Origin of the sequence: Oceanobacillus sp. HCA-5259, assembly GCF_037892815.1 — a bacterium.
Lineage (GTDB): Bacteria > Bacillota > Bacilli > Bacillales > Amphibacillaceae > Oceanobacillus > Oceanobacillus indicireducens.
This window is the reverse complement of record NZ_JBBKBV010000048.1, coordinates 1-23,840: the sequence shown is the minus strand read 5'-3', so window position 1 is coordinate 23,840 and position 23,840 is coordinate 1. Positions and strand designations below refer to the sequence as shown.

The following is a 23,840-nucleotide window of genomic DNA, read 5'->3' as shown; positions in this document are numbered from 1 at the left end:
GTGACACTGTATCCATTGGTTTCCTGGTAATCAATGTACCACTACTAACTTATTATAAAATTTTGTTAATCCATTTCCGTATTTGAGAAACCCTTTTAAAAAACATAATTAAAATAGGGGCGAAATAGACTCCCATCTATATATTCTGGGTGGGGTGTCTATTTTATACTCACTCCCGAAACGTTCTTTATCCTGGACTTCATTTATAATTTATTGAATTCCCCATAATAAAGTGGTTGATTACCGTGATATTTTGTGAATATCTAAATAGTAGTACCTAGATATCAGCATGGTGGACTCACGAATTTTTATGTTTTTATCGATACAGTTAAAAAATTTGTATCAGGAAGTTTACTCTTCAAAAGAAACGAAAGGCTTACTTAAACATGGAAAAACCACGCAGTAAGATTTTCACATGTTTATCTATCTTATAACCTATATCAGAACCTCAACTTTTATAATCTTCTATTTCAATATTGAATTCTATAGGTTTCAAAACCTCCATTATTTACAGACGCTCAAATTAGTGGAAAACATTAATTAAAACGCGCGAACCTGAAGCGCCCATGAATTCCCCAGGAGGTTCGCACATAAAGTTTTATATTAATACGGGGATTTTCTGATTTTTAACTTGTTCTATGGATAGTGAAGGTGATACGATACTACATATAGTAAGTTAAAGATGTTTATGTCAATATCTCGCGGTCACTCCCTGTATGGGAGTGTGGATTGAAATTTGTAAAGAATGAAACATCAACATACAACGGTAAGTCACTCCCTGTATGGGAGTGTGGATTGAAATCCGGAGATTACTTCGGACATATAACGTGTATGAGCGTCACTCCCTGTATGGGAGTGTGGATTGAAATACGGTCAGCGCGACAGATAGGCACGGAGTAACTAGTCACTCCCTGTATGGGAGTGTGGATTGAAATCGAGTGAAACCTAACAATCCGCCCAACGTATCAAAGTCACTCCCTGTATGGGAGTGTGGATTGAAATGCTAATTCTACGGTAATTACACCTAATGTGAGCGGTCACTCCCTGTATGGGAGTGTGGATTGAAATCTCCACACGATTGATAAGCCAATCAAGCGCATCCGTCACTCCCTGTATGGGAGTGTGGATTGAAATAATCTATGTTGGCGATAGTGCGGTTGTAGCTGAAGTCACTCCCTGTATGGGAGTGTGGATTGAAATTTGTATAGAGTTTCGTACTTGCTTAGAAAAAACAGTCACTCCCTGTATGGGAGTGTGGATTGAAATACAAATGGCATAATACTTATGGACCTCTAGCACTGTCACTCCCTGTATGGGAGTGTGGATTGAAATAAGTGCAGAAATTGAAGAATGAGCAGGATAAAAAGTCACTCCCTGTATGGGAGTGTGGATTGAAATAAAAATCGTACGCACTGTTTCGGCTTCTACTGGAGTCACTCCCTGTATGGGAGTGTGGATTGAAATCGTCCTTGAAAAACACTAATTTCTCCGGTAATCTGTCACTCCCTGTATGGGAGTGTGGATTGAAATTTTAAAGAGTTTGGGGAGGTTATATACGAAGATAGGTCACTCCCTGTATGGGGAGTGTGGATTGAAATAAATCTATACTGCTAAACAGGAAGATGGATTGCCGTCACTCCCTATATGGGAGTGTGATTTGAAAGAAATAACGTATTGCTCACCGTATGACGCGGCTGAAAAGACGAAAAGATCAAAATAGGATTCTTTTCGTCTTTTTATGCTGACTACGTTTAAATGTATCATGTCACTCTTGCTCAGTTATTTTTTACGAATCCCGCGCACTATAATGTACTAGTCTAAAATAATAAGTAAAATATTCATGCCATCATGTTGTTGAAAATCTATCAAGAAAAATTAATATAACCCCTAATCTATTACGGCCCCATCTCATAATTCCTATCAGTTCTCCTACCGCATCATCAACTGTGTATACTTGGCGTCCAACGAACTACACGATATTGGATCTGAAGATGGTTAAAATTGGGACTTATTAGGTGGGTTAGCTTGATTGGCTGTATCGCTTGAACGCAAAGTAAAATAATCACTTTTTATGAACCGGCTAATGCCGCCTCATCAACAATAACCGTTACACTGTCATGCTTGTTCAAAATGGAAGCAGGAAAGTCCTCGGATATTTCTCCTTCCAGCAATTTTGCCATTGCATCTGCTTTTGTATCACCCGAAACAACTAAAAGAATTTCTTTACTGTTCATAATAGTTTCGATTCCCATAGAGACTGCCTGTGTCGGAACTTCCTCTATTGAATTAAAAAATCTCGCATTTGCTTGAATAGTAGATTTATCCAAGTCAACGACATCTGTCTTACTAGAAAAAGGTGTTCCCGGCTCATTGAAACCAATATGTCCGTTGGCGCCGATTCCCAACACTTGAACATCTACTCCACCAGCTTGTGCAATTGCATTTTCATACGCTTCACATTCTTTTTTCAGGTCCGAAGCTGCTCCATTCGGAATATGAACACGATCCATTGAAATATCTACGTGGCGAAATAACCTTTCATTCATGAAATAATAATAGCTTTTTGGGTCGCTTTGTTCCAAACCTACATATTCATCTAAATTAAATGTTGTAACATGTTTAAACGATATTTCCCCTTGACTATACTTTTCAATCAAGCGCTGATAAAGTCCTTCTGTTGTTGAACCAGTTGCTAAACCGAGAACTGGGTTTTCCAACGAGTTAATGCGATTAACGAGAAACTCCGTTGCTTTTTCGCTCATCTGGTTATAGTCTCTTACCCTCATAATGTTCATTGGTTTATCTCCTTTGCCTATAAAATTACCCCAACAATGATGAAGTTAGTTCCATTGTGGCAAATCGTATATTGAGGTTATGTATTTCATCAGTTAGTAGGAAATTTACAACCACACTTCCCCACCCACCAATTCCTTTATTAATACCATATGAAAGTTTCCATTACCAGCATGAGCAAAGTCATTACCGTTATCGGATATATTTATCCAAATCCTAAAATAAAATTATAAATTCTTCGATACAGGAATTTCTCGTATTATATATAGGTTAAAGATATATTCTATGTTTGTTGATTGAAAAATTGGGGCAAGTAATCCCTATGTGCTTCTAACATTTCATCTAATATTATCCTAGCGTCTTCATCACTTGTTATAAGTGGGTTTATGCAAAGTGCCAATAAAGCTTGTTCATAAGAACCAGTTACCGCAGCTTCTATAGCTGTCAATTCAAATGATTTTATTTGCTGTACTAAACCATTTACAGCATGAGGAAGCTCTCCAACTGTCAGCGGCACAGGTCCTTGCTTCGTAACCATACAGTTAACTTCAACTACTGTGTCATTAGGAAGATTCGTAATGGCACCTTGATTTAAAACATTTAATGTCTGAACGTCGCACCTATCGTTATAAATAGAGGATATTAAGTTACACGCTGCATCACTATAGTAAGCTCCCCCTCTTTTTTCAAGTTGTGGGGGTTTTACATTTAAATTCGGATCATTATAAAGTTCAAACAATTCGTCTTCTAGCTGTTTAACTACTTCTGCACGGGTTTTGCCGCCCCTAAACCCTTCTAATTCATTCTGCAAAATTTCTTTTGTTTTATAATAATAACGATGATAAGGGCTTGGAACTATTTTTAACGCTTTAATAAATTCATTTTCCCATGGAAGAGGAATTATATTTTTCATTGTCAATTGATTTTCTTGATCTGTTAGCAATTTAATTACATCGTCTAATCTCGATTCACCATTTACATATACATCAAGACCGTATGACATATGATTTAATCCACCAAAAACAATTTGTATTTGATCTGCAGATACATCCAATAGTTTTGCAATGCTCATTTTCATATTAATCGGTACATTACATACCCCGATTACTTTTTTATGTTTACTGTGTTTTACTACGGCTTCAGTGATTATGCCTGCAGGATTAGTAAAATTAATTAGCCATGCATTAGGACATAACTCGGTCATTTCGTTAACGATATCTAATAAAACAGGGATAGTGCGAAGTGCTTTAAACAAGCCGCCTGCTCCATTTGTTTCTTGTCCAATCATACCATGTTTAAGAGGTATACGTTCATCTTTAATTCTAGCATCTAAGAGACCAACTCGTATTTGAGTCGTAATGAAGTCAGCACCTTTCAATGCTTCTTTTCGATTTAGTGTTAAATATATTTTCATTGGTATGTTTGCTTTTTTAACCATTCTCTTTGCCAAGTTCCCAACAATTTCTAGTTTCTCTTTCCCTGATTCTATATCAACTAACCATAACTCTTTAACAGGCAGTTCATGATATCTGTTAATTAAACCTTCAACGAATTCGGGTGTGTAACTTGAACCACCACCTATTGTCACTAGTTTAATCTGGTTATTATTCAAGAATGTCTCCTCCAAATACAAATGTCATTAATGCACTAGTTGAAAATCCGATAATTAGTGCAATCAGTATTCTCTTTTTAAAATGGATTTTATCTTCTGATTTTCCATCTACTTTTGTAAGTACAATACTCATCCCTATAAAAGCTGAAACTCCAGCACTAATAAAATAACTTAATGATTCAGATAGATGAAAATATCGCAGTGGGATAGGGATAATCAACATTCCGATAAATAGAATAAATATAAAAATGAAAACACCTTTAAAGCTAATATGAGGTATCAATCTCGATTCCTTCATGATACACTCCTCCTTAATAAACAGAGGTTGAGATATAACTTTAACTTATGGTGAAATTTGAACAATTCTCATCTTTAACAACCGCCATATTCTCAGCGGTAGTTAGCAGATTCGTTCGGATTTCATCATGTTAAAATAGTTTTGTCCCAACCTCCCTATAATTTTATGAAATTGTATCTTCCCCTTGTTCTAAAGCATGCATTTTTTTATCATAAATCTTAAAGAATGGAAAGTATATAACTACAGAAATTGCAATGTTTATCAGAACCAATATAATAGAACGCCAGTCCCCTCCAGTTGCTAAATAGGCCCCAATTGGTGCTGGTAGTGTCCATGGTGCTTTTATAAACGTAGGTGATACTAAACCAAGAGATGTTGCTAAATAAGAAACAATTGTAAGTACTAAAGGTGTAACAATAAACGGTATAATTAATATTGGGTTTAAAACAATTGGCAATCCGAACATAACAGGTTCATTAATATTAAATAGACTAGGTATGCTTACTGTTCTCCCCAAATTTTTTAAATACTTTGATCTAGAAAATATTAACATAACAATTACAAGGCCTAATGTCGCACCAGAGCCGCCTACCCAAATAAACCATTGATACAACGGCTCGGGGGCCACATGAGGAAGACTACTTGCACCAGCAGATGCTGCCTCAGCGTTATTTAATAAATAAACCTCCCATACAGGACGGGCAACTGAACCTACAACAGAAACGCCGTGAATTCCAAAGGACCAAAAGAATGTAATTAAAAATACTGGTACTAAAACACCTAATAAACTATCACCAGCTGTAATAATAGGTGCAACAAGTTTCTCGATAACTACATGTAAATTTATTCCCATAACTACCGTAATAATAGTCATTAGAACTATCACAATGGCAACGGGAATAAGTGCTTCAAATGATCTACTAACAGATGCAGGTACAGCCTCTGGAAGTTTTATCGTAATTTCCTTTTGTTTACATATCCTAAAGATTTCAACAGATATAATAGATACGATTATTGTGACAAAAAGTCCACTTCCGCCAAGATATTGCATAGGCAATACAAAGCCTAACTCTTCAATTACAGTTGGAGTAATCGTAAGTAATAAGGATGCAACTGCGATTTGTGCACCTGACAAAGGGTCAACTTTATACGACTTTGCTAAATTGTACCCTATACCGAATGCAACATATAGGGACATAATAAACATCGTCATCCGGTAAGGAATTAGAATTTCAGCGGCATGTTCAGTTGCCCATTGAGTAATTGCCCATGCTTCAGGTAAAGGTGGGGATGCTATTAGTAAAAAGAATGAACCCACAATAATAAATGGCAAGGATGAAATAACACCATCTCGAATAGCTAAAAGATGTCTTTGTTCAGCTAATCTGGCCATCGGACTAGAGACTTTCTTTTCAAGGAAGACAGTAAATTTCCCCATTGTAATTAACTCCTCTCATACATGTAGTGCTAATTAACCAACTCGTTCAACGCTTTAAATAAAATTGGTCCACCCAATGGTGTATAACCTTGAGGTGGGATTGCACCACATGGCACACCAGCTTCATCTGCTTCATTTTTTATATTATCAAAGCGATGCCTTATCTGTGGTGCAACCATAACTACATCCCAATCATTTTCAAGCTCCATTGATACTTCACTAGATCCAATTGCTTTAACCTCAATCTCTTGTCCATGTTTCTCGGCTTCTTTTTTTAAGGCGTTAACAACAATCGCACTAGACATCCCACCAGAGCATACAAATAGTACTTTCATGTTTTCACCCCCTTCAAGTAGATTTATTTTTTTATTCGTGATACTACATGGTGTGTACTAAAAATGTGGTTATAAACTGAATCACCCATTTTAATACATAAACCTATGAATAAAGCATCGACTACAGCTAGCTCAGCAATTCTAGCACTCATAGTGCCGATTCTAATATTCTCTTCTTCTAATGATATATCGAGAATTATATCTGCTTTACTTCTTGCCTGTGACTTTCTTTGCTGTGTAAGTAGAATAGTTTTCGCATTCTTAGCTATTGCTAAATCAATTAATTGTAGTACTTCTTTTGTTGTTCCAGAAGTACTGACAACAAATAAAACATCGCGCTCATCCATATTTGCTGCATTCATCATTTGTACATGTATATCTGCATGATGAAAAGCAGACGTATTAATTCTTAGCAATTTTAATGTTAAGTCTTGTGCAACAATAGATGAGCCCCCCGCACCATATAAATAGATTCTCTTAGCCGAATACAGAGCTTGGATGGCTTCATCCAATTGTTGTGTAGACAATAGTTGTGATGTAGTTTGCAGTGCCTTTATCGACTTTTTCATTACCTTATCAATCACTTCGTCTGTAGTGTCTTCAAATTGAATTGGGGAATCATATAATATTTCATGTTTTTCAAGGCTTATCTCTTTTGCTAATTCAATTTTAAAATCTTTAAAACTGTTTATCCCGATACGTTTGCAGAAGCGAATTACTGCCGCCTCACTTGTTCCAGATTTTGCAGATAATTGTTTTGTAGTGTAGTTTACAACATGTTGCGGTTTACTAATGATGTGCTCAGCAACAAGCCTCTCTGTTTTTGTAAAATAACTCATTTGTTTCTCGATCATTTCTAAAATATACAAATAGCTTGCTCCTTTTAATTAGTTTTTATTTGAAAGGGTTTCCATTTGATTGTATTATAAGATAAATGAAATTAATAATCAAGAAAATGATTAAATTCCATAAAATTTAATTTCATTTGTGGTATCTTTAAGTTAAAGAAATTTAGGAGGGGTTTTATATGGATATGGAGTTAGAAATTTTTAATATTATTTCAAACGGTGGAGATGCAAAAGCAATAGCTTATGAAGCTCTCGAGTTGGCCCATGAAAATCAATTTGAACAAGCCTATAAGAAGATGGAGAATGCGAACGAAACATTGAATAAAGCACATAATACACAAACAAAACTTATTCAGGCAGATATTAACGGAGAAAATGTCAAAATGTCATTATTACTCGTACACGCACAGGATCATTTAATGACATCCATTAGTGAGATTTCATTAATTGAGCAAATGATTAAGATGCTTAAAAAAATTAGTTTCTTAGAAGAAAAAGTCAATTAGGAGGCTTAACTATGAGGAAACTTGGAATATCTATTTATCCAAACCATTCGATAGTTGAAGAGGATAAAAATTATATACAGCTAGCAAAGCAATACGGATTTAAAAAAATTTTTACGTGTTTACTATCTGTCGAAGGGAACAAAGAACAGATTTTAGCAAATTTCAAAGAAACAATCCATTATGCGAAACAACTTGATATGGAAGTAATTTGCGATATCAATCCACGAATATTTGACGAACTAGGCATTTCTTACAATGACTTATCATTCTTTAAAAATTTAGAAGTTGATGGTATTCGCCTAGATCTTGGTTTTACAGGTAATGAAGAATCATTAATGACGTACAATCCATACGACTTAAGTATTGAAATCAATATGAGTAATTCGACAAAATATCTTGAAAACATACTCAGCTATCAGCCTAATCGCAATAAGTTAATAGGTTGTCACAACTTTTATCCACATCGTTATTCTGGACTGTCCTATAATTTCTTTATAGAGTGTAGTGAAAAGTTTAAAAATAATGGATTAAGAACGGCAGCTTTTGTTTCTTCAAATAGCGCAACTTTTGGACCTTGGCCAATTATTGAAGGATTGCCTACTCTAGAAATGCATAGAAACTTGCCTATTGATGTGCAAGCAAAACACTTATTTGCAACGGATTTAATTGACGATGTCATAATAAGCAATGCATACGCATCAGAAGAAGAGTTAATACTTTTAAGTACAATTAACAAGGAAAAAATCACGTTTAATGTTGAAGTAGTCGATGAAGCTAGTGAATTGGAGAAAACAATCATTTTTGATGAGCCACATTTTTATCGCGGAGATATATCTGATTATATGATTCGCTCAACACAAAGCCGTGTAAAATATAGAGGTGAATCATTTTCACCCCATAATACAAGAGATATTAAAAGAGGAGATATTATCATAGAAAATGAATTATATAAACAATATGCTGGTGAATTGCAAATCGCCTTAAAAGATATGGAAAACTCCGGAAAGACAAACGTTGTAGGAAGAATTCGTGAAGAGGAAATATTTTTAATTGATTATCTAAAACCATGGGAAAAATTTGCTTTTTCGAAATGGAAATAGGTGAAAAGAAATGTATCATATCGGACTTGATGCAGGCGGAACTAAAACTCATGCGGCAATTGTAGACAGCAATGAAAATATAATATTTGAAATGATAAATGGTCCGGGCAATGTAACAGTGAACTACACAGACGCAAGAGAGAATATAAGAGAAGCTGTTAAAGCTTGTTTAAAAAGCGAACATGGTAAGTATTGCGAATTCATTGTTATGGGGGTTGCTGGTATTGAAAAAGGTAATCTGAAACTGCTCCTCGAAGAATATTTGAATAATGAATTTCAATTGCCAATCCTGTTATTGAACGATGCAGAACTTGCCTATTATTCCACTTTGGGAAATAGCAATGGTATTTTGGCAATAGCAGGAACAGGTTCAGTTTTTTTAGGAAAAAACAATTCGGATATCTTCACTGTCGGCGGATGGGGACATTTATTAGGTGATCAAGGCAGTTCTTATGATATTGGTTTACATGCATTAAAATTAATAATATATGAAATAGACCAAGGGGGCATTCAAACGGCTTTTTCAAAGTCATTAGCTTCCGAATACAAATTATACCATTCATCACACATAAAAGAATTTGTTTATTCCTCTTCTAAAGCAGAAATAGCAGAAATTGCTTATTTTATTTACAAACTAGCGAAAGACGAGAATGAACATGCTTTGAATATATTAGAACTAGCAGGAGAAAAATTAGCAAGCCAAACTTTGCAACTTATTAAGAGACTAAAATTAAAATCACCGATAAAAATCGGTTGTAGAGGTAGTTTATTAGAGAAAAATGAAATAGTTCAAACGTGCTTTATAAATAAACTACGTCAACATTCAGTCGACATCTCACCCATTTTTAATGATAAACCAGTAGTTGTTGGAGCTCTTCCTGCTTGGAAAAGTAGAATGGAGGAGAATTAAATGAGCATGTTGGTTGTAGGGCTCATGTCTGGAACTTCCTTAGACGGAATTGATGCATCCCTTGTTAGGATTGAAGGTTTTGGGAGAAATACAAGAGCAGAAGTAATGGAGAGTATATCATTACCTTATAATGAATCAATAAAACAAGAGTTATTATCATCAATGGATAATAAAACATCTAACATAGAACAAATCTGTAGTTTAAACTTTAAAATGGCTACTATTTTTACCGATGCAGTTAAACAAGTTTGTAAAAAAGCAAATATTCCTTTAGAAGAATTAGATCTGATTGGGTCACATGGTCAAACGTTATATCATATTCCACAGGCAAATTTTCCATTAGCTAAATCAACATTACAAATCGGTGACCCATCAGTTATTGCATATGAAACAAACACAATGGTAATATCAAACTTCAGAACAATGGATATCGCTGCAGGCGGAGAAGGTGCTCCATTAATTCCGTATATAGACTGGCTATTATTTAATGATGCAACGAAGGGCAGAATTTTGCAGAATATAGGTGGAATAGGCAATTGTACAGTTATCGAAAAAAATGCTCAATTAAAGGATGTATATGCTTTTGATACCGGACCTGGAAATATGATTATTGATGAGTTATGCAGGAATCTTTTCGATATTTCTTATGATAAGGGTGGCCAGATAGCTTCAAAGGGAAAAGTCCACAAAGACATTGTGTTTAAATGGATGAATCATGATTATTTCAGTTTAAAGCCTCCAAAATCAACTGGGAGAGAAGAGTTTGGTCGAGAATATACAAAAAAAGTTTTAAAGTCATATCATCATCTACCAAAAGAAGATTTGATAGCTACGGCTACTTACTTTACAGCTTATTCAATAGTTGATGCGTATAACAAATTTATTTTCCCTACATCCCAAATAGAAGATATTATTTTAAGTGGTGGGGGTGCCCATAATAGAACATTATTGCAAACGATTAAACAACTATTGCCTGACAAACAAGTTTTTGTAGTTGATCAGTTCGGCATGACAACTGATGAAAAAGAGGCTATTGGTTTTGCAATTCTTGCTAACGAGTCCATTCATCAGCAAAAAGCGAATGTTCCAAGTGCCACTGGAGCTAAAGAGCCAGTTATACTTGGACAAATTACCTTTCCGCCCTATGGAGATCATAAACATATTTTTAAAAAGGTAGGTTTATCGTAAAGTGTACCGGAAGATAAGTTGTCCCAAATCAAGAGCATTTAAACATTTAGAATCATGTCGAATACTTAATAGAAGGAGGGACAATAATGTCGAAGGAAAACGAGCAATTATTAACGGAGATGAAAAATGCTGAGTCAGAGAATCTTCATGAACTTTCAACGTTGGAAATTATTCGGCTAATGAATGAGCAAGACAAAAAAATTGCTGATGTAGTAACAGAGGCGTTACCACAAATTGAGAAAGCAGTTAATACTATAGTTCATGCAATTGAAAACGATGGCCGGGTCATCTATTTTGGTGCTGGTACAAGTGGGAGATTAGGTGTATTAGACGCATCTGAATGCCCACCTACGTTTGGTGTTTCTCCGGAACTTATACAAGGCACCATTGCAGGAGGAGACATTGCTCTAAGAAAAGCGGTTGAGAATGCAGAGGATCGTTTTGAGTTAGGGATTTCTGACGTCAGTAAAAACGTTACGAAACATGATGTAGTTGTAGGTATTGCTTCAAGCGGCAGAACACCATATGTTTTAGGAGCAATTCGAAAAGCAACGGAAATAGGAGTTCCAACTATAGGTATCTCTTGTAATGTGGATACTGAATTATCAAAATCTGTTGATATTCCCATTGAACTACCTGTAGGAGCGGAAATTGTTACGGGGTCAACTCGATTAAAAGCTGGAACCGCACAAAAAATGGTACTAAATATGTTATCTACAGCCACTATGATTCGAACAGGTAAAGTATATAAAAATTTAATGATAAATGTTCAAGCAAGTAATCAAAAGTTACGAAAACGCGCGATTAATATTATCCAAGATATTACAGGAGTTGATGAAACAATCGCACAAAAGGCAAATGATGATGCCAATGGTAATGTCAAGGTTGCGATCTTAATGTTATTATTTGATATAAATCTAAAGGATGCCCAAACCATTTTGGCTAAACATAAGGATAACTTTGTTAAAGCGCTGAACGATTTAAATCATTAATATATTTAATTCAAGCAGGTAAAAGATGTACCTAGAGTACTTGTTGAAATCTAGGTACATCTTCACCTTAACTTCCAAATCCTGCACTCCAAACTCCGCAGCCAGGTGTTTAAACCTTTAGTACTTTTAATTATAATGTAAAAGGTAAATGTATATGCCCTATAAAATTCGCTCTAACTGTAGAAATGTTATTCTAACATGGTAGATTTTCGAACCTTTGTGTTTTATATTGATACATTTAAAAAGATTGTATCTTCAACAGGGACGTAAGACTCTCTTAAACATATAGAAACCTCGCAGTAAGACTTTTCCAGGTTTTATCTATCTCATAACCTACATCAAAACCCCGCTTTTATGTCAGTCTTCACATCCAATAATAGGTTCTACAAGTTAAACAATATTCAGGTAGTAATGGGCATTGAAATTATTGGAAAACGTTAATTAAAACGTGCGAACCTGAAGTGCCCATGATTTCCCTGGGAGATTCGCACATAAAACTTTCTATTAACATGGATACTTTCTGTTTTTAACTTGTTTTACAGATAGTGAAGATGATACGATACAACATATAGTGATCTAGAGATGTTTTTGTCAATATCTCGCAGTCACTCCCTGTATGGGGAGTGTGGATTGAAATTAGGTGAGGATAATGACCGAAGTGTTTTTGATAAAGTCACTCCCTGTATGGGGAGTGTGGATTGAAATTTTTTTATTAGACATTTTTTTCACCTCCTATCTCTGTCACTCCCTGTATGGGGAGTGTGGATTGAAATTTTTTTATTAGACATTTTTTTCACCTCCTATCTCTGTCACTCCCTGTATGGGGAGTGTGGATTGAAATACTTTTCATCGTTGCTTGTGTAACTTCTAAAGCGTCACTCCCTGTATGGGGAGTGTGGATTGAAATTTCAAAATCAGGAAACGCAGGAACCACTGTTTCTCGTCACTCCCTGTATGGGGAGTGTGGATTGAAATAGACCTGTGTCAGCGCCTCCGCCAAATAACAATTGTCACTCCCTGTATGGGGAGTGTGGATTGAAATCTTAAAGCCCAATTAGCTTGTTGATCATCCTTAGTCACTCCCTGTATGGGGAGTGTGGATTGAAATGCTTAGGTATACCCCAAACGGTAAGGCAGTAGCAGTCACTCCCTGTATGGGGAGTGTGGATTGAAATATTACTCACTGATTCAAGAAAATCACTATCATTAGTCACTCCCTGTATGGGGAGTGTGGATTGAAATTTTTAATTGCTTTATTTTTCTTAAAGCCCAATTGGTCACTCCCTGTATGGGGAGTGTGGATTGAAATGCCTTGGCTTGCCGGGGAAAGAAATGTTTCTCCCGTCACTCCCTGTATGGGGAGTGTGGATTGAAATCATCCATCCTCAACCCCATGATGACACCATCGAAAGTCACTCCCTGTATGGGGAGTGTGGATTGAAATTTAATAATTAATTAGGTGAGGGGTTGAGGTAATGGGTCACTCCCTGTATGGGGAGTGTGGATTGAAATCTGCGTAAATCCGTCAACTACTCGACGTAGCAAGTCACTCCCTGTATGGGGAGTGTGGATTGAAATTCCTTTCTTTTTCGACGTTAAATACAAGATAACACGTCACTCCCTGTATGGGGAGTGTGGATTGAAATTTTTTCATGAGCCAATGAGGAAGAGAGGTGAGTTGTCACTCCCTGTATGGGGAGTGTGGATTGAAATATGAAGCGGTTAAGGAACAGGTAAACGAAAAGCAAGTCACTCCCTGTATGGGGAGTGTGGATTGAAATAGCAATTCACGTAACGTCATATCAAGAGAGTGCTGTCACTCCCTGTATGGGGAGTGTGGATTGAAATAGCAATTCACGTAACGTCATATCAAGAGAGTGCTGTCACTCCCTGTATGGGGAGTGTGGATTGAAATTCTCATTGTAATCAACTAAATCAACTTTATCACGGTCACTCCCTGTATGGGGAGTGTGGATTGAAATTCGTAATAATCAATTTGTCGCTGATTCATACGGAGTCACTCCCTGTATGGGGAGTGTGGATTGAAATTGAATGGGGAGAAGCCCATAAGAGAATAAAGGAGTCACTCCCTGTATGGGGAGTGTGGATTGAAATACGGCATTAGACGTATTAGAGACATTCGTTATTTGTCACTCCCTGTATGGGGAGTGTGGATTGAAATCGATATTAGCGTTTGCGCCCTTACTGGACTTTTCGTCACTCCCTGTATGGGGAGTGTGGATTGAAATTTTGGTGCGAATTCGAATCGTTTATGCCTTTTGGTCACTCCCTGTATGGGGAGTGTGGATTGAAATTGTTGCGTGACCGTCACGTGACGTCACGTTTTTACGTCACTCCCTGTATGGGGAGTGTGGATTGAAATATCACTTCTGCATGTAGCTTATCGCGATACGTTACGTCACTCCCTGTATGGGGAGTGTGGATTGAAATACAGATGCAATAATACTTATGGATTTCGATTACAAGTCACTCCTTGTATGGGGAGTGTGGATTGAAATTTTAAACCAATGATATGGGCTTGCCGGGTTGCAGGTCACTCCCTGTATGGGGAGTGTGGATTGAAATCCAACATCCCGTATATGCTTATACATTTATATGCGTCACTCCCTGTATTGGGAGTGTGGATTGAATTCGTTTATCTTGAGGACATCGCCTGTTGTGATTTCCGTCACTCCCTGTATTGGGAGTGTGGATTGAAATGCATTTCTTATTCCGTCACCAATTCGCTTTGGCAAGTCACTCCCTGTATTGGGAGTGTGGATTGAAATCTAATAGGTTGGACACTTATGTTAATTATCTGGGTCACTCCCTATATTGGGAGTGTGGATTGAAATAGGAGAGATACAATCTATTTAGTAAGTGCAGATGTCACTCCCTGTATGGGAGTAATGTATTACAATTCATGAATCAGGCAAAAACATCCAACTTAATGTCCCTGTTGCAAATCTATTTAAAGTCAACATTAACACCCCTTATTGTTGGTATATGATGTCTTTACTACCAACAATAAGGGGGATTTAAACTAGTCACAAAATTATCTAGTGTTAAAAGTTGTTTATACTAGATTGCATTCTCTTTTGCTAATTAAGGATATTATTTCTCTATTTGGTATATCATCTTGCTCATTTTTGGAATACATTGTAAGTGAGTATATTTCATTGTTAGAAGTTACTAAATACCAAATAACTCTAAATCCCCCACTTTTACCTTTATTGGCATCGGGGTTTTCAATCTAGTTTTAAATACTTTATCCTTTAATTTTAGTCCGCGTATATTATCGCCCTCGATATTTCCTTCTTCAAACCTTTCAAATAAACTTACTACTAAATCAATGGAAGACGGATAATTCCTTGCAATTTTAATTCTTTTTCAAATCCCTCGACTTCCATTACCCTATAAAAATTATTGTTCTTCACTTAACTTTTCTCTAACTCTTGCAATCATATCTTTTGAGGAACGCTTGGGCAACTTGCCTTCTCTAATTTGCTGTACTTCATCAAGTGATCTAGATATAGACTATTCAATATCGACTTTAACATCTGCCTCTCATTTATCCTATCAATAATTTATTTTCAATCACCGGAACCTTTTATCCGAATAACGATAAAACGTATCAATAAGAATAATATTCCAATAGGAGCAATAAAAAAACTAACATGGAATAATAAAAAGTCAAACATATATATTAAACTTTCAATATAATAAGTAAAACCTTTTTGCTTATCTAATTTATGTCTTAACTTAAACCCGAACAACCAATCGATTAACACTTTCGCAAAGGGGTATAGAATCAAGCTTACGATAATATAAAATAAATAATCATCATTTCTGCTAATAAGTAAATAAAAGAATATAAACGATACAGCAAAGATGATAAACCCGTACCCGTAAGATTTCAAAAAGTATGAACGATTGATGGATCGATTGATTGGCGGGGTTGGATTGTACTTTTCTATAAAATCCGTTTCGTCATATTGTTTATGTGCGGTTTCAATGATTGGAGCTTCGCCGTTTCGTTTTTGTTGCATAATGAGATCTAACATCTTTAATAATGCTGTGCGTTCTCGTTTTCGAACGGCTTTTACGTTAATCGTGAATAGAGAGAATCCAGTTAGTCGATTCATAAATAATCTCATTTTATTATGAAAAGACAGTTGATAAAAATAATCATCCTCGTCATCTAAAACAATCTCGAAGATTCTTTGAAATGAAACTTCAGATACCTTTATGTAGTCAATATCCGTAAAATAAATAGTTACTTCACTTTTCGTAAACGAATCCAATTGAAGATATTCATCTGTTATCGTAATATAAGGATAACCTCGGATCATTTTCAATATATTCGCAACGCCAAAGAAACTAAATAAAATAATAATAAACAACGCCAAAGCGATAATTAGTATCGATTCTTCTGTATATGCGATATACAGCATTAAAGTGCCAAAAGCGACAAGTAATAATGAAAAAATGATTCCGAGAAAAAGCATCCCTTTTGAATGATAAAACTCTATTTTATTTTTTTCTTCCAAATTAAAAACTCCTTACAATTAGAAATACAAATGAGCTCCTTATCCTTAGAAAAAATATCTAAGTCCATTTGATCAATGACTCCACTTTCCCGTTTCATATTTAAATAAGCAGCAAAGTCATATACCTCAGCCGTACCTTCTTCGTGAATAAAGTCAATTAGCCTATTAGTACTTCAGGGTTGGCAACCATTCTATACACCACCTTTTTATTTTTTAACACCATTATATCATTTAATGAACTATTTCTAGAACCTATCCTAGTTTCAATAAACATCACTATCATTTCAGTTTTTTTATGTACGATTAATACACAATATTGCCCAAGCGTAAGAACCAAGTATCATTAAAGGGAAAGTTGTAAGTAACTTCCCCTCCAACAACACTCCCTATAATAATCTCTACTATCCCAAACATTAGGTCAAGTTTCAGAGCCTTATTAAGGAAAAGAACAAGCACTCTCATCTGTGACTAAATTGGTTCTATCAATACGCTTTCCTTCTCTATTGGTCAGCACGTTTCAATATTTCTAACCAAGGAAAATCATGAAAAGGAGCTGACAGCATGAATATGTATAGTATCGTTCCGAATCCGAATGCAATAGGCTGGTTGGTAAAACTTGAGAATATAGCAACAGAAGAACAATATAACGCTGAAGAAGAGGCAATTGAGGCTGCAGAAAAATTAGCTAGAGAAAATAGACCAAGCACGTTTCAAATTTTAAATATGGAACATGATGTAGTAGATGAAATAACCTTCCAATAACGAATGAGTGGCACTTAACAGTAAAATTGAAGTGCCACTTTTTCATTCATTTCTCAGTTTAAAGTTATAAAAGCCATCGATTTCCGTTCTATAAATAATTCATAAATGTCGTAGCTATTGAAAAGTAAATCATTAATGCGATAATATCATTAATCGTCGTTATAAATGGACCTGAAGCAATAGCGGGATCAAATTTTAATTTATTAAGAATTAGTGGGAAAGTTAACCCGATTACCGCCGATATACTTAATGTAACAAGAATGGATAGCCCAACAACTACCCCTAGCATGATATTTCCATAAAAAATGAGAATCAAGATGGAAATGAGCACCATACAAATAAATCCGATTAAAAAACCTGTTGAAAATTCTTTTCTAATCATTCGCCACAGATCTTTTACGTCTATAGTTCCAAGTGCAAGTCCTCTAACAGAAACTGCTAATGATTGAGTTCCGACGTTTCCTCCCGAATCCATCAACATCGGCATAAAAGCTGCTAGGACGACAACGGATTCCAACGTTTCTTCAAATTGTCCGATAACTCCACTTGTGATCAGACCAGCAAACATGAGAAAAACGATCCAAGGAGCACGTTTTTTTGCTGCTGTAAAAGCACTCGTATCTGTTTCCGTTGCATCTTTTACAGTTGAGAATTCACCAAAGCTTTTAGTCGTTTGCAGTTCAATTATGTCCATAACGTCATCCACTGTAATTATTCCCAGTAGGTGATTTTGCTCTGTTACGACGGGAACTGCCAATAAGTCATATTTCTGAACAATTTTCCCGACATCTTCTTGTCCCATGTCTGCCGGAATAGATACAATATGTTTATGCATAATATCTCTGACCGCATCATTGGGGTCAGATATAATTAATTTTTTTAAAGTGACAACTCCCATTAAATAACCTTTCCTATCTATTACATACGTATAGTAAACAATTTCAGCATCAGAGCCTTCTCTCCTTATTTTGTTTAACACGTTTTCTGCGGTTTCTTCAGGAAAAGCGGTGATATATTCATAAGTCATCACGGATCCAGCGGTTTCCAAATCATAATCTAGAATCATCTGGATTTTCTCTGCTTTTTCCTTTTCCATATTATCCAAAATATGCTTTGCTTCCTCTTGATTAATCCGTTTCAAAAAATTTACCGTATCATCTGTAAACATATTATTTAACATTTTCGAGGAATATTCATCCGACAATTCTTCGATACAAACTTGCTGATGAATAAAATACAAGTTAGAGAAGATGACCGCAAACTCTTTAGGCTCTAAAAACATGTACACTCTTTCCCGTCCCTCTTTATCCAACGTAATAAAAATATCTACTTGATCGGATGGGTGAAGTTCTAAATAGCTTTCACGAAACTCTTCTTTATCATTTTCATTTAAAGCTTTTATTATATTTTTCGTATATCTTTCTCTATTTTCTTTATCTAATCGAAACATAAGCTCTCCTCCTCACAAACCCAATTCCTGAATTATGTAGCCGGCTCTTGCCTCCTTATTCAATTACACCGATAAAAAGGTTTCTCGTTCCCTTTTTCAACTACCCTTTTTTAAAATTCTCACACGTTTTTAATTGCGTTTACCAGAGGCAGAGGGGATGAAACGTCAATTAATATGTTATGAAGAAAGTGATGTACTAATCTATCTAAGATAAATTTATAATTTATACCATGTCTTTATATCTAGAACAGCGCATAGGACCTGCTAAGATAAGCATTCCGACAGGCGTCGCACTTTAAGCCAGTAAGCAGTGAAAAAAGGATGTTTATCGCAATGGAGTAGTGTGATCATTGTTAGCGACTCGGCGCTGAGCTGGACGTGGCAAATAACTTTAATCATTTCCTAGACATAAAAAAACCCAGTGACATGAATCACCAGGATAGTTAAAGCTATTATTGTTGTACATTTAATTGGATTCGAGTTTTTTCTGTTGTTTTGCGGGTCTTATAAGGGTTCTAATTTTTTATGGAAGGGCTTAGACGGTAAACATCAATGCCCCATCTCTTTCCGATAATTTTCTGGACATCGCTCCGCTAAATATATATTGACTCCTAAGACATGTGATTTCCATGCTGCTCTGTTGTTGTTAATTTTAAAGTTCCTATCCACGCGATCTTTTATTTTATCCAATTATCCGAGATACCAACTTATTTTTACTATATTCATGTAGCGGTTTTATAACAGCAACTAATTTTACCTATGAAAAATTATTGTAAAAAAATAGTGATCCGAACAAAAATAAATCTGAATCACTTTTCTGACAACATCAGATAGAGTACGAGGAACAAACGAATATAAGAAATGCAACATAATAAAACTAGTATTCCCCACAACATTTGCCACAACGTCCCTATGCTTACATATTTCACATAACAACTTGATTATTAGTGTCATTATTATTTGCAGAAGACTCATTAGTAACGGCACGTTCTTTTTCTAAGATTTTATTAGCTTCTTCTTTTGATACCTTATTCTTAGGTGTTATTAGGCTGACAATTATCCCTAATATTAATGCTCCTATCAAAGATGGGATAATTGGATTTCCCCAATATGTTTGTAGACCTTCATTAAATAAAATAGTAAAAGAAACTACTGATCCACCAATAATCGATGCAATTCCACCTTGCCAAGTTGCACGAGGCCAAAATTTACCTAGAACAGTTGCAACGAATAGCCCAGACATCACAGTTGAAACAAAGTTAGAAATATATTCTATGATACCAGACGAACCAAGTGTAAATAAAAATGCAATTATTAAAGTTAGCACCAATCCAATGCGAGAATACTTTACCATATCCTCTTTTTTAGGGCTTTTTCCCTTGAATACGGGATATATATCCTCTAATAAAATAGCTACACCTGCAATGTAATCAGAACTTCCCGAAGACATAGTAGCGCTTAATCCTGACGTTAGAATTATTGCTCCAATCCATACAGGGAAAACCTCCGTAGCTAAATATGGAAATGCATAACCTGATTCTAAATCAGGGTTCATTATATATGCCGCCATCCCAATAATAGAAGGGAATAGAGAAAATATCGCAAATAGTATTCCAGATATTAGAAATCCTTTCTTAATGACAGATATACTTGAACTTGAATAAATTCGATGCCGATAAGAAGGTGTTGCTAAAACTCCAACTGCGATAACTATTGCTAAAGATAGGGCTGGAATTATCCCCATTTTATCAACCCCTAGAAACGATAACATTTCTGAAGGTAATTGATTACTCATTTCTGAAAAGCCCCCGATTTTCATCACTGAAAGAATTGTAAGCATGATAAAACCTAGAAACAATATAACTCCCTGTATTGTGTCTGTAATAACAACAGCCAGATAACCTCCTATGATTGTAAAAATTGCAAATCCACAAGCAGTTAGTATTTTGGAAATGATAGGATCTAGGCCTGTTATCCATGTTAAGTATAGACTTCCTCCTAAAATATGTGCACCGAGCCAACCTATTGAGGCAATATATAATAAAATAGATGTAAGTCCTTTAATTAGTTTATTTGCACCGTAATAAAAACTCATTTCCTCTGAATAAGTAACAAAATTATATTTACGTACATCTGCAAAAAGGTACAAGAGTAAGAACAAACCGATGGAACCACCTATTCCATATAAAGCACCTCCCCAGCCGTTACTATAAGTGAATCCCACTGCCCCCATACTTGAGCCGGTTCCAACTAATGTAGCTACTGAAGTTCCAACTAATAATGGTAGGGATAAGCCCCTCCCACCCATTAAAAAGTCTTCTCCGTTTTTTACTTTTCGTGAAACACCGATCCCAACTAGTATCAAAAATAATATAAAAGCGATAAATACTCCTAAATATATACCTTGATCATTTTGAATCAAGTTAATCACTCCTTTTGATATTAATAATGTTATTTATCTACTTTTTATTGGTGTATCCTCTAACAACTCTAATGAGGGTAGTGTTTCCCAGTCACCCTTTTCTCGAATGACGATAGAACCTAGTTTATTCCCTAGTGTGAGCGCTTCCTTTAACGAGAAATTAGTGGGATCATCAGCAACAATCGAAAGGAAACCAGTTGCAAATGCATCGCCAGCACCGACTGTATCGACAATGTTACTTACTTTTTCACCTCTTACAGTATAAGTTTCACCATTTTCACTCATTCCAAATGCTCCATCTTTCCCAAGTTTTATTGCTACTGTTTGAAGTCCTAAATTAATAAATTCCTTTGCTAACTGTTCAACAGGTTTATCTCCTAGTAAAAACTTCGCTTCCTCTATACCTGGCAAGAAAATATCACATAAAGGGACTAGACTTAATAACGCATCTCTAGCATTTTCTTCTGTCCATAGTTTATACCGAATGTTAGGGTCGAAAGAAACGGTTAAACCAAGAGACTTAGCAACTTCCATACACTCTCTAGTAAACGCCAATGTATTAATTCCTAAAGCTGGAGTTATTCCACTCATATGAAGTATCTTGGAATCTTCAAACCAGTCACTTTGTACATGTTTTGGTTCCCATTTACTAGATGCAGAACCCTTTCTGTAATAAAAGACCTCTGGATCACCATATCGGTTCGAATCCTTAAAAAATACAGAAGTAAAATTAGATTCGTCTCGCATTACCTTGGAAAGATCAATATTTTCACTAGTTAACATAGAGATAATTATATCTCCAAAAGGGTCTTCACCAAGTCTCCCAATCCATCTGGTTTTTTTGCCTAAACGGGATAACCCAATGGCTACATTGGACTCAGCACCTGCAATTGATTTTGAAAACAAAGAAGTATATTTTAATGGTCTGTCTTCAAAAGGGTAAAACAAAACCATTGTTTCGCCAATCGTTACAATATCAATCATATTGGATCCCTCCGTAAGATATTGTTTTTATAAACTGATCAGCTAATTTTTCCAAATCATCAAATTTATTATTTTCTATTAATTTCTGTTGTACCAATTGCCCTCCTAGGCCGACTGCACTAACTCCAGCTTTAAAGTACGTTTCAATGTTATTTATATCTATTCCCCCTGTTGCAATTATCGGTATACTATCTAATGGGGCTCTTATATCCTTAATATATTGAACTCCTAAATGTTCAGCAGGAAAGAGTTTAACTGCCCTCGCACCAGCCTCCCAAGCATTAACCATTTCAGTAGGGGTCATTACCCCCGGCCAAACATCTATATTTTGTTCGTTTGCATAACTTATTACCGATGTATCAAGATTAGGCGAAATTAAGAATTGTGCGCCCGCTTCCACTGCCTCTTTGGCCATCTTTTTATTTAACACGGTCCCTGCTCCTATAAATACATCATCTGGATTGTGGATATTTCGAACGGAGTGAATAGTATCTAACGCTCTTTCACTATTCATTGTAATTTCTAATAGTTTAATTCCTCCATTAGTAAGTGCTTGAACTGTGGATAAAACTTTATCCGGCGCCACATTTCTCAATATTGCAATAATTTTCTCGTCTAATAGTTTATTAATCAAATTCAAAGTGATATTCCCCCAAAATTTTAGTTTTCTATTTCCACAATCATTTCAATTTCAACTGGAGTATTAAATGGTAATTCATTCGATGAAATTGCAGATCTGGCGTGTCTTCCTTTATCCCCAAATACTTGCACCAGAAGTTCCGATGCCCCATTAATGACATATGGCTGTTCAACAAACCCATCCGCTGAATTCACAAAACCAAGTAATTTTACTACTTGTTTTACTCGATCAAGATTTCCTATTTCTCCTTGTAATACACTTAATAAATTTATCATAACTTGTCGAGCTGCTACGTATCCCTCTTCTATTGTTAAATCCCTTCCGACTTTCCCCTTAAGTATTAATTCACCATTCTTTCTACAATCATTTCCTGATGTATAAACTAAATTGTTTACGATCTTTGCTGGTATATACTCTGCTGCCGGTTGCGGTGGGTTATCTAATGTAATTCCTAATTCCTCTAACCTTTTTTCTATTTGACTCATTTTTAGTCCTCCCCTTATAACTTTTGATGAACATGTTATTTTCCACAGTTACACAATAGTTGACTTGCTTTAATCATTTCTCCATTAGATACTTTTAAATTTTCTTTATGTTCAATCACTTTTACTCCATTAACAAATACATTGGATATTCCATTAGGATATTGTATTGGATTATCATAAGTTGCTAGATCATTGATAGTTTCTTGATTAAATATGGTAATATCTGCTTTGTATCCCGGAGTAAGAAGTCCTCTTTTCCCTAATTTAAATCGTTGTGCAGGAAATGAAGTTACTTTTCTCACTGCCTGTTCTAGAGTTAATGTTTTAGTTTTCTTGACATATTTAGAGAAAATCCGCGGAAATGAACCATACGTCCTAGGATGCGGCTTCCCAACTTCACAGCCTAAACTATCGGAAATAATAAGTGAATACTCCCATTTAATAACCTTTTCTATATCTTTACTTGACATATGATAATACACAATAGAGACATTGCCTTCTTCTTGAAGTAGTAATTCTAATGCAGT

Annotated in this window: 19 protein-coding genes and 2 CRISPR repeat arrays; of the genes, 6 read left to right on the top strand and 13 right to left on the bottom strand. The window is 35.6% G+C overall.

Translation table 11 applies throughout. From position 1 onward, the window contains the following. Positions 1–704: 704 nt before the first annotated feature. Positions 705–1,530: direct repeats of the CRISPR family, unit length 32 nt; unit sequence GTCACTCCCTGTATGGGAGTGTGGATTGAAAT. A gap of 539 nt (positions 1,531–2,069) precedes the next feature. The 6 genes from nagB to WKU33_RS17540 all read right to left on the bottom strand — a co-directional run bounded on the left by nagB (position 2,070) and on the right by WKU33_RS17540 (position 7,345). Then, positions 2,070–2,795, bottom strand: coding sequence for a glucosamine-6-phosphate deaminase (nagB, locus tag WKU33_RS17565; RefSeq protein WP_340455826.1), 726 nt, complete (start codon positions 2,793–2,795; stop codon positions 2,070–2,072). Between the two features lie 281 nt (positions 2,796–3,076). Beyond that, a complete protein-coding gene (locus WKU33_RS17560; RefSeq protein ID WP_340455824.1) occupies positions 3,077–4,405 on the bottom strand; it encodes a 6-phospho-beta-glucosidase in 1,329 nt (442 codons plus the stop codon). Beyond that, complete coding sequence (locus WKU33_RS17555; RefSeq protein ID WP_340455822.1) at positions 4,398–4,703, bottom strand: hypothetical protein; 306 nt, start codon at positions 4,701–4,703, stop codon at positions 4,398–4,400. Before WKU33_RS17555 ends, WKU33_RS17560 begins: the two co-directional genes overlap by 8 nt. A gap of 163 nt (positions 4,704–4,866) precedes the next feature. Further along, positions 4,867–6,141, bottom strand: a complete 1,275-nt coding sequence (locus WKU33_RS17550) for a PTS sugar transporter subunit IIC (RefSeq protein ID WP_340455820.1) — start codon at positions 6,139–6,141, stop codon at positions 4,867–4,869. 29 nt (positions 6,142–6,170) lie between these two features. Then, a complete protein-coding gene (locus WKU33_RS17545) occupies positions 6,171–6,476 on the bottom strand; it encodes a PTS sugar transporter subunit IIB (RefSeq protein ID WP_336252296.1) in 306 nt (101 codons plus the stop codon). A 23-nt stretch (positions 6,477–6,499) separates the two neighbouring features. Continuing rightward, the gene (locus tag WKU33_RS17540; RefSeq protein WP_336252297.1) at positions 6,500–7,345 is read right to left on the bottom strand and encodes a MurR/RpiR family transcriptional regulator; all 846 of its coding nucleotides are present in this window, start codon (positions 7,343–7,345) and stop codon (positions 6,500–6,502) included. A gap of 158 nt (positions 7,346–7,503) precedes the next feature. Here WKU33_RS17540 and WKU33_RS17535 point away from each other — a divergent pair, with 158 nt between their 5' ends. The 5 genes from WKU33_RS17535 (at position 7,504) to murQ (ending at position 12,020) form a co-directional block, all read left to right on the top strand. After that, a complete protein-coding gene (locus WKU33_RS17535) occupies positions 7,504–7,830 on the top strand; it encodes a PTS lactose/cellobiose transporter subunit IIA (RefSeq protein WP_336252298.1) in 327 nt (108 codons plus the stop codon). 11 nt (positions 7,831–7,841) lie between these two features. Then, positions 7,842–8,930 carry a DUF871 domain-containing protein gene (locus tag WKU33_RS17530; protein WP_336252299.1) on the top strand — a complete coding sequence of 363 codons (1,089 nt, stop codon included), beginning with the start codon at positions 7,842–7,844 and terminating at the stop codon, positions 8,928–8,930. A gap of 10 nt (positions 8,931–8,940) precedes the next feature. Continuing rightward, positions 8,941–9,840, top strand: a complete 900-nt coding sequence (locus WKU33_RS17525; RefSeq protein ID WP_336252300.1) for a BadF/BadG/BcrA/BcrD ATPase family protein — start codon at positions 8,941–8,943, stop codon at positions 9,838–9,840. Between the two features lie 6 nt (positions 9,841–9,846). Beyond that, a complete protein-coding gene (gene anmK, locus WKU33_RS17520; protein ID WP_336252305.1) occupies positions 9,847–11,028 on the top strand; it encodes an anhydro-N-acetylmuramic acid kinase AnmK in 1,182 nt (393 codons plus the stop codon). Between the two features lie 86 nt (positions 11,029–11,114). After that, complete coding sequence (gene murQ / locus WKU33_RS17515; protein WP_336252301.1) at positions 11,115–12,020, top strand: N-acetylmuramic acid 6-phosphate etherase; 906 nt, start codon at positions 11,115–11,117, stop codon at positions 12,018–12,020. A gap of 604 nt (positions 12,021–12,624) precedes the next feature. Beyond that, positions 12,625–14,875: a CRISPR direct-repeat array (repeat unit 33 nt; unit sequence GTCACTCCCTGTATGGGGAGTGTGGATTGAAAT). 738 nt (positions 14,876–15,613) lie between these two features. Here murQ and WKU33_RS17510 read toward each other — a convergent pair. Further along, positions 15,614–16,570 carry an STM3941 family protein gene (locus WKU33_RS17510; protein WP_340455816.1) on the bottom strand — a complete coding sequence of 319 codons (957 nt, stop codon included), beginning with the start codon at positions 16,568–16,570 and terminating at the stop codon, positions 15,614–15,616. Between the two features lie 561 nt (positions 16,571–17,131). Between WKU33_RS17510 and WKU33_RS17505 the strand changes: the two genes are divergently transcribed. Beyond that, positions 17,132–17,332, top strand: coding sequence for a DUF2188 domain-containing protein (locus tag WKU33_RS17505; RefSeq protein ID WP_340455815.1), 201 nt, complete (start codon positions 17,132–17,134; stop codon positions 17,330–17,332). Between the two features lie 88 nt (positions 17,333–17,420). Here WKU33_RS17505 and mgtE read toward each other — a convergent pair whose 3' ends face one another. From mgtE to WKU33_RS17475, 6 genes are all read right to left on the bottom strand, one after another. Beyond that, a complete protein-coding gene (mgtE, locus tag WKU33_RS17500) occupies positions 17,421–18,782 on the bottom strand; it encodes a magnesium transporter (protein WP_340455813.1) in 1,362 nt (453 codons plus the stop codon). A 925-nt stretch (positions 18,783–19,707) separates the two neighbouring features. Next, positions 19,708–21,204 carry a sodium:solute symporter family protein gene (locus WKU33_RS17495; RefSeq protein ID WP_340455811.1) on the bottom strand — a complete coding sequence of 499 codons (1,497 nt, stop codon included), beginning with the start codon at positions 21,202–21,204 and terminating at the stop codon, positions 19,708–19,710. 33 nt (positions 21,205–21,237) lie between these two features. After that, complete coding sequence (locus tag WKU33_RS17490) at positions 21,238–22,188, bottom strand: sugar kinase (RefSeq protein ID WP_340455807.1); 951 nt, start codon at positions 22,186–22,188, stop codon at positions 21,238–21,240. Further along, entirely contained in the window at positions 22,181–22,828 is a 648-nt protein-coding gene (locus WKU33_RS17485) for a bifunctional 4-hydroxy-2-oxoglutarate aldolase/2-dehydro-3-deoxy-phosphogluconate aldolase (protein WP_340455806.1), read from the bottom strand. Before WKU33_RS17485 ends, WKU33_RS17490 begins: the two co-directional genes overlap by 8 nt. Positions 22,829–22,848: 20 nt before the next feature. Further along, complete coding sequence (locus WKU33_RS17480) at positions 22,849–23,313, bottom strand: RidA family protein (protein WP_340455804.1); 465 nt, start codon at positions 23,311–23,313, stop codon at positions 22,849–22,851. A 35-nt stretch (positions 23,314–23,348) separates the two neighbouring features. Further along, on the bottom strand, positions 23,349–23,840 hold a 492-nt coding region (locus WKU33_RS17475), incomplete at its 5' end, for an amidohydrolase family protein (RefSeq protein WP_340455802.1).

Excerpts from the sequence above, each read along its gene's own strand:
- nagB (WP_340455826.1), bottom strand. The coding sequence starts at position 2,795 with ATGAACATTATGAGGGTAAGAGACTATAACCAGATGAGCGAAAAAGCA.
- WKU33_RS17555 (WP_340455822.1), bottom strand. The coding sequence starts at position 4,703 with ATGAAGGAATCGAGATTGATACCTCATATTAGCTTTAAAGGTGTTTTC.
- WKU33_RS17550 (WP_340455820.1), bottom strand. The coding sequence starts at position 6,141 with ATGGGGAAATTTACTGTCTTCCTTGAAAAGAAAGTCTCTAGTCCGATG.
- WKU33_RS17545 (WP_336252296.1), bottom strand. The coding sequence starts at position 6,476 with ATGAAAGTACTATTTGTATGCTCTGGTGGGATGTCTAGTGCGATTGTT.
- WKU33_RS17535 (WP_336252298.1), top strand. The coding sequence starts at position 7,504 with ATGGATATGGAGTTAGAAATTTTTAATATTATTTCAAACGGTGGAGAT.
- WKU33_RS17530 (WP_336252299.1), top strand. The coding sequence starts at position 7,842 with ATGAGGAAACTTGGAATATCTATTTATCCAAACCATTCGATAGTTGAA.
- WKU33_RS17525 (WP_336252300.1), top strand. The coding sequence starts at position 8,941 with ATGTATCATATCGGACTTGATGCAGGCGGAACTAAAACTCATGCGGCA.
- anmK (WP_336252305.1), top strand. The coding sequence starts at position 9,847 with ATGTTGGTTGTAGGGCTCATGTCTGGAACTTCCTTAGACGGAATTGAT.
- murQ (WP_336252301.1), top strand. The coding sequence starts at position 11,115 with ATGTCGAAGGAAAACGAGCAATTATTAACGGAGATGAAAAATGCTGAG.
- WKU33_RS17505 (WP_340455815.1), top strand. The coding sequence starts at position 17,132 with ATGAATATGTATAGTATCGTTCCGAATCCGAATGCAATAGGCTGGTTG.
- mgtE (WP_340455813.1), bottom strand. The coding sequence starts at position 18,782 with ATGTTTCGATTAGATAAAGAAAATAGAGAAAGATATACGAAAAATATA.
- WKU33_RS17490 (WP_340455807.1), bottom strand. The coding sequence starts at position 22,188 with ATGATTGATATTGTAACGATTGGCGAAACAATGGTTTTGTTTTACCCT.
- WKU33_RS17480 (WP_340455804.1), bottom strand. The coding sequence starts at position 23,313 with ATGAGTCAAATAGAAAAAAGGTTAGAGGAATTAGGAATTACATTAGAT.